Consider the following 6,340-nt stretch of genomic DNA (forward strand, 5'->3'; position numbering starts at 1 on the left):
ATACAGAGGTTCGGCTTCGCTGTAGCGTTCTGTAAAACGGTAAAGTTCTGCGAGATTATTCAGGCTAGTGGCGACATCGGGATGGTTGTCTAAAAGTAAGCGTTTACTCAATTCTAAAGCTTGCTCATACAGAGGTTCGGCTTCGCTATAACGTCCTGTAGATTCGTAGAGTACTGCGAGGTTGTTCAGGCTAGTAGCGACATCGAGATGGTTGTCTCCCAGTAAACGTTTTGTCAGTGACAAAGCTTGCTGATACAGAGCTTGGGCTTCGCTATAGTGTCCTATAGAATGATAGACTGCTGCGAGATTATTCAGGCTAGTGACGACAAGAGGATGGTTGTCTCCCAGTAAGCGTTTGCCCAATTCCAAAGCTTGCTCAAACAATGGTTTGGCTTTGCTGTAGAGTCTTGTAGATTTGTAGAGTCCTGCAAGATTGTTCAGGCTAGTAACCACATCAGGATGGTTGTCACCCAGTAAGCGTTTTCTCAGTGACAAAGCTTGCTGATACAGGGGTTCGGCTTCGCTGTAGCGTCCTATAGAATGATAGAGTTCTGCGAGATTATTCAGGTTAGTGGCGACATCGGGATGTTCTAAACCAAGACGATTTTCAGCTACCTCAAGACATAGTTTGTACCAAGGTTCTGCTTGCTGATAAAGTCCTTGATCTTGATAAAACCAGCCTAAGCCTGTGAAAGGGCAAATTAAATCTTCGTTACTGAGATACTGGGATAGATGGGTTGCAATTTCTGCAATGTGGGGGATAGTGGAAGTGAGATTGAAAATATCTTCAGGGTTAGACTGTTGAGGAATTTGCTTTGCCATTTCTACCAGCAGCGCCACAAAAGCAGTTTTCACATTATCTGCCTCACTTGACTCATCCAACTTCATTTGAAAAAATTGCCGAATCAGTGGATGTAGACGATAAATTCCTTTAGCCTGCCATTGTATTAAATGCAGTTTTTGCAACTGGGCTATAGCTTTCTCCCAGAATTCTTGTTCATTGTCATTTTCTATCGCTTCAATAAATAAAGGAATGTCAGCCAAGGCATACAAACTCAGCCAACAGCCTAAGCCTTGTGCTTTTTCATCTAACTGTTCCCAACTCAATACAAAAGCTTCAGCAACGCCATATTCATAACGCATCAATGGGTTAGCCTTAGCTACTGCTTCGTGTTCCAGTCGCTTTTTCTCTAGCCGCTTCAGTAGTATCTCCAAAGACAAATTTGGTATTGTATCCAGATATCGCCCCACTAACTCTAACGCCAAAGGCAAATATCCCAAGAATTTACAAATTCTCCTGGCAACCCAAGCCTCGTTTTTAAGTCGTTCTCTATCAACCAGCGATTTTAATAATTTCATCGCCGCCAATGGTTTGAGGACATCCAAAGGTAATTGCGGCAAAGTTATATCAAATCCCTGGCGCGTTGTCAGCAATACTTTAAACCGGGGTGATTCTGGGGGTAGATAAGGCTGAACCTGTGTTTCGTAATCAGTGACATCATCAAACACCAGCAACACTTCACCTTGTTGCCACTTCTCCCAGCAGGACTTCAACCTATCTGCTAATTCCCACTCATCCGGTGCAATGAGGTTAAATTTCAATTGGGCAAATCTGAGAATCTGAATTCCGACATCAATTCCCTGCGCTGATAACCAGCAAACCCCACCTTGATAATTCTGCAAGTGCTGTTTGGCGTATTGGGTAGCCAGTTGAGTTTTTCCCACACCACCCATACCCGCTCCAGCTACAATGGCAAGCCGAGATGTTTGTAATGAGGAGTGCAGTTTTTGTAGTTCTGCCTCACGTCCCACAAATTTTTCAAATGGAACAGCAGGGGGAATATTTTGATGAATTTCTTTAATTGTGGTGTGGGTAGCGTTCGACTGAGCGCTCACGCTGAAGTCTTGCCTGCCATTATATTTTGCTCTCAGGCAAGCCCGTAACTTTTCTAGTTTGCCCCGACTCTTAGAAGTCGCTAACTCAGGACAACTCTGAGCAAACTTGTTATACACCTTAGTCATCAGCTTTGTGAAAACACCAACACCGATATTCAATTCACTGGCAAGTTTCACCTGACTCTTACCTAAGTTTTCATTCTTCAAACGCTCTACAAAAGCTGCCGTTTGCTCTGGGGATAAGCTATGAGTAGCAGCTTCATTGGTTAGAAAATCAACCCATTGCATAGACAGCTTGTGAGATTTATTCTTTATTCTACTTAATTTCTACTTTCTTTCGATTTCTAGGGAATTTCCTCATTCTTCTGGCATAAATACCATTTCCTATGAAAGGCATCGTCAAAATGATCAAAGCTCAATCATATAATTAGCGATCGCAAATTTTCAATCTCAATTAAGTAGATTAACTTGCGATCGCCCCTATACTGCCAAGCCTGTTCTGCAAAGTGATAGAAAAGGGTTAACTGGCGATCGCATCTGGCTTTTTGCGCGAAGGACGCTTGCAGTCTGATTTTTTCTTCAATCCCACCGCTTGAGCTTGATCGCTATCTGAACCATATTGCCCGCGCACGACTTCTTTCATCGCTAATACAGCATTATGAAATTCCCATTCTGCTAATCGCGCAGCATCAGCAGCAGCACGGTATAAAGCTAGTTTCTCGGTTTCAGTTTGTTGAGAAATTAACATCGCCTGATAAACTTCCTGTAACTTTGCAACAGAGGCATCAGCACGAGTTGTGTTGTAGGTGCTGACGGTTTGCAAACCGTGGAATGAGTCAATATCTTGACTAATGATTTGAGGGCGCAAACGGCGTGTTGTATCTTGGATACTTATAGATGTATCTACTACTATAGTTGACACTAAATGTATCCATTATAACAAAAAATATGTCAGTAAAATAAAGTTTTAAATCGGGTAAGCTTAAACAAAAGGTAAGCATTGTGAATGCATCGACTTGCATTATGAATGCATCGGCTTGCATTAGGAATACATCAACTTGCATTAGGAATACATCAACTTGCATTAAAAATACATCGACTTGCATTATGAATGCATCGACTTGCATTGTGAATACATCAACTTGCATTGTGAATACATCAACTTGCATTGTGAATACATCAACTTGCATTGTGAATGCATCGACTTGCATTGGGAATACATCTTGCGGAGTATGTTTCAAAACACACCTTAGCTAGAGTCTCTGTGCCAGATAGCAGTGATATTATACGGCTCATTCCTGTTGTTGCTTGTAGGAGACAATTATGGAAATCAGTAGACGCAGCTTGTTGAAAACTGCTTCTGCTTCGGGATTAGTGGCAGCAGGACTTGCAGTTTCGGAAGGATTTTTGCAACCGATCCTCGCTCAAGCAGAACCTGTTGATGAAAATACTCAACTGCTAGCCCAAAGTTCACCCGCTTCAACTCGACGCGGTGAAATGTTATATCGCAACCTCGGACGCACCAAAGAACAAGTATCTGTGATTGGCTTGGGGGGGTATCACATTGGAAAAATTGACGAAGAACAAGAAAGTATCAAGTTGATCCGCAGTGCTATCGATCGCGGCATCAACTTTATGGATAACTCTTGGGACTATAACAACGGACGTAGCCACCGTTGGATGGGAAATGCTCTTAAAAATGGTTATCGCCAAAAGGTCTTCCTAATGACGAAAATCGACGGTCGCACCAAAGGCGCTGCCAAAATGCAGATTGATGAATCGCTCAAAGATTTGCAGGTCGATCACATCGATTTAGTGCAGCATCATGAAATACTGCGCTTTGAAGACCCCGATCGCGTCTTTGCTCCTGGCGGTGCAATGGAGGCAGTTGTTGAAGCGCAGAAAGCGGGCAAAATTCGCTATATCGGTTTTACAGGACATAAGAATCCCCAGATTCACCTCCAGATGCTGGAAACTGCTGCACAAAATGGTTTCCGCTTCGACACTGTGCAGATGCCATTAAATGTTATGGATGCTCATTTTAGAAGTTTTGAACGTCAGGTTCTACCTGTGTTGGTAAAAAACAACATTGGTGTGCTGGGAATGAAATCGATCGGGGAGTCCTACATTCTCAGAAGCAACACGGTCAGTGCGATCGAGTGCCTGCACTACGCAATGAACTTGCCTACCTCAGTCGTAATTACGGGCATCGACAGTATGAAAATTTTAGACCAAGCCTTTGAGGCAGTTCGTACATTTGAGCCAATGGATCAAGCACGAGTTACAGCACTGTTAGCGCGTACCCGTGAGGCAGCAGTTAAAGGGCAGTACGAACGATATAAGACCACAACCCAAAATGATAGTACAGCTATGAATCCAGCTTGGCTGGGGTAAATATTAATACTATTAATTGTTTTCTTGAAGTCAACAGCGATGTCTGTCTTGAAAAGTGACGCTCCTGCGTCACTAACACTACGCTATCGGTGACGCAATTTCGCAGGTGTGAGTTACATCTACTGCTGAGTCTGTCGATTGGAAGATGTATTTATTCTCAAAGCCCTGAAATGTTATAAGAAGGTACAAAGAAACTGACTTCGATACATGTGTGTCATATCATGTGCGGATTTCCTTGAAGTAAGACACCATTGAGAACATTATTATGAAACGCATTGCGTATTTAGGACTCGGCATCATGGGCAGTGGTATGGCAACCAACTTGCTCAAAGCGGGGTATGATCTGCGGGTTTGGAATCGTAATCCAGAAGTCTGTAAACCTCTGGTTGAACAAGGTGCGACACAAGCACAAACACCTACAGAAGCGGTGGAAAATGCCGAAGTGATTATGTACTCGCTGGCCAATGACAAGGCGATTGAAGAAGTTGTCTTTGGACAAGATGGCATTTTATCGAACGTGCAATCGGGACAAATTGCGATCGACATGAGTACAGTTCATCCTGACACCTCCCGCAAACAAGCCGCAGCTTATGCCGAAAAGCAGGTCGAATTTCTTGATGCCCCTGTTTTCGGTAGTAAAAACGAATCCGCAGCCGGAGGATTGTGGATTGTCGTTGGTGGTAAACGCGAGGTATTTGAGCAAGTCAAACCAATTTTAGAGCCGTTAAGCGAAACGATCCATTATTTGGGTGATACTGGCAAAGGCGCGTCGATGAAACTCATCGGTAACTCGATTGTGGCAACCCAAATCGAAGCGTTAGGGGAAGCGATGATTTTGGCGACTAAAGCCGGACTGAATCCACAAGATGTTCTTGATGTGCTGCATGTGGTAGATTTCCGCTCTCCAATTTTTGACGACATGGGCAAGATGCTGTTGAATCGTGATTTTTCGCCGAGTTTTGCGTTAAAGCACATGCTGAAAGATGCGAATTTGATCGCTCAATTTGCCCAAGATTTTAATTCTCCAATGCCTGCTGCGGCAATTGTCAGAGAAACCATTAAAACAGCAGTTAATCAAGGGTGGGGAGAAGAAAATGCATCGGCATTAATCAAAGCTTTGGAGTTAGAAGCAGGAGTAACCGTTGAATCATAACTGCAAATTCTTGAATAAAACATGGAGATGATCGTGGCGTGGCTAAATTAACAAATTTACGAGTTGCAGTATTAGCAACCGATGGGTTTGAAGAGGCTGAACTCACAGAACCCGTAAAGGCACTCAAAGAAGCTGGCGCACAGGTTGAAATACTCTCAACCAAAAAGGGGCAAATCCAAGCGTTTCGGCATCACGATAAAGGCACGACTGTGAGTGTTGATCGGGTTCTTGATGAAGCACAAGCAAGCGAATACGATGCAGTGTTATTGCCTGGTGGCGCACTCAATGCCGATACGCTGAGAATGGGGCCGAAAGTACAATCCTTCTTACAGCAAATGCAGCAAACAGGTAAACCATTCGCTGTCATTTGTCACGCACCTTGGGTATTAATATCTGCCAACTTGGTCCAAGGACGCACTTTAACTAGTTATTACACAATTCAAGATGATATCAGTAACGCAGGTGGTAACTGGGTAGATAAAGAAGTTGTAGTAGATGGAAACTGGGTGACAAGTCGTCAACCAGATGATATCCCTGCATTCAATCGGGAAATGTTGAATCTATTTGCACAATTTGCACCGACGGCATCTGCTTCGTGATTTCAGCATTAATGGTCGTATTCAATGCGATCGCACTTATTTTTCATTCGACGTTTCAAAATCTAGTTTTATCCAAGGAGAACATTAATTATGTCCAACTTCAAAATATTTTCTACTGGTATAGTAGCGATCGCCTTATCTTTGGCGACTGGTTGCACACCAACTACTCCCCATGACCAAACTACATCGGAAGCTCCATCTGCTGTGCCTGTACAAGGGACTGAGAGTCCATCACCAACTACTTCACCAACTGCCTCACCAACTGCCTCACCAACTGCCTCACCAACTGCCTCACCAA

General features: G+C 43.5%; 5 protein-coding genes and 1 pseudogene. 4 read left to right on the forward strand and 2 right to left on the reverse strand.

The annotated features are described in order from the left end of the window. Together ACFE93_RS33525 and ACFE93_RS33530 are read right to left on the reverse strand one after the other, a co-directional pair. The coding region (locus ACFE93_RS33525; protein ID WP_375480271.1) for a tetratricopeptide repeat protein at nt 1-2,184 on the reverse strand (2,184 nt) is incomplete at its 3' end. Between the two features lie 232 nt (nt 2,185-2,416). After that, nucleotides 2,417-2,791, reverse strand: coding sequence for a hypothetical protein (locus tag ACFE93_RS33530; protein WP_375480279.1), 375 nt, complete (start codon nt 2,789-2,791; stop codon nt 2,417-2,419). A gap of 428 nt (nt 2,792-3,219) precedes the next feature. Here ACFE93_RS33530 and ACFE93_RS33535 point away from each other — a divergent pair, with 428 nt between their 5' ends. The 4 genes and pseudogenes from ACFE93_RS33535 to ACFE93_RS33550 all read left to right on the forward strand — a co-directional run. Further along, on the forward strand, nt 3,220-4,290 hold the full coding sequence (locus ACFE93_RS33535; protein WP_375480273.1) for an aldo/keto reductase: 1,071 nt from the start codon (nt 3,220-3,222) through the stop codon (nt 4,288-4,290). Nucleotides 4,291-4,555: 265 nt separating this feature from the next. Further along, the gene (locus ACFE93_RS33540; protein WP_375480275.1) at nt 4,556-5,443 is read left to right on the forward strand and encodes an NAD(P)-dependent oxidoreductase; all 888 of its coding nucleotides are present in this window, start codon (nt 4,556-4,558) and stop codon (nt 5,441-5,443) included. Nucleotides 5,444-5,481: 38 nt separating this feature from the next. After that, on the forward strand, nt 5,482-6,042 hold the full coding sequence (locus tag ACFE93_RS33545; protein WP_375480277.1) for a type 1 glutamine amidotransferase domain-containing protein: 561 nt from the start codon (nt 5,482-5,484) through the stop codon (nt 6,040-6,042). Nucleotides 6,043-6,132: 90 nt separating this feature from the next. Then, nucleotides 6,133-6,340: pseudogene (locus ACFE93_RS33550) on the forward strand (hypothetical protein); the annotation flags it as partial.

This window comes from uncultured Nostoc sp. (genome assembly GCF_964247315.1).
Lineage (GTDB): Bacteria > Cyanobacteriota > Cyanobacteriia > Cyanobacteriales > Nostocaceae > Nostoc.

Excerpts from the sequence above, each read along its gene's own strand:
- ACFE93_RS33535 (WP_375480273.1), top strand. The coding sequence starts at position 3,220 with ATGGAAATCAGTAGACGCAGCTTGTTGAAAACTGCTTCTGCTTCGGGA.
- ACFE93_RS33540 (WP_375480275.1), top strand. The coding sequence starts at position 4,556 with ATGAAACGCATTGCGTATTTAGGACTCGGCATCATGGGCAGTGGTATG.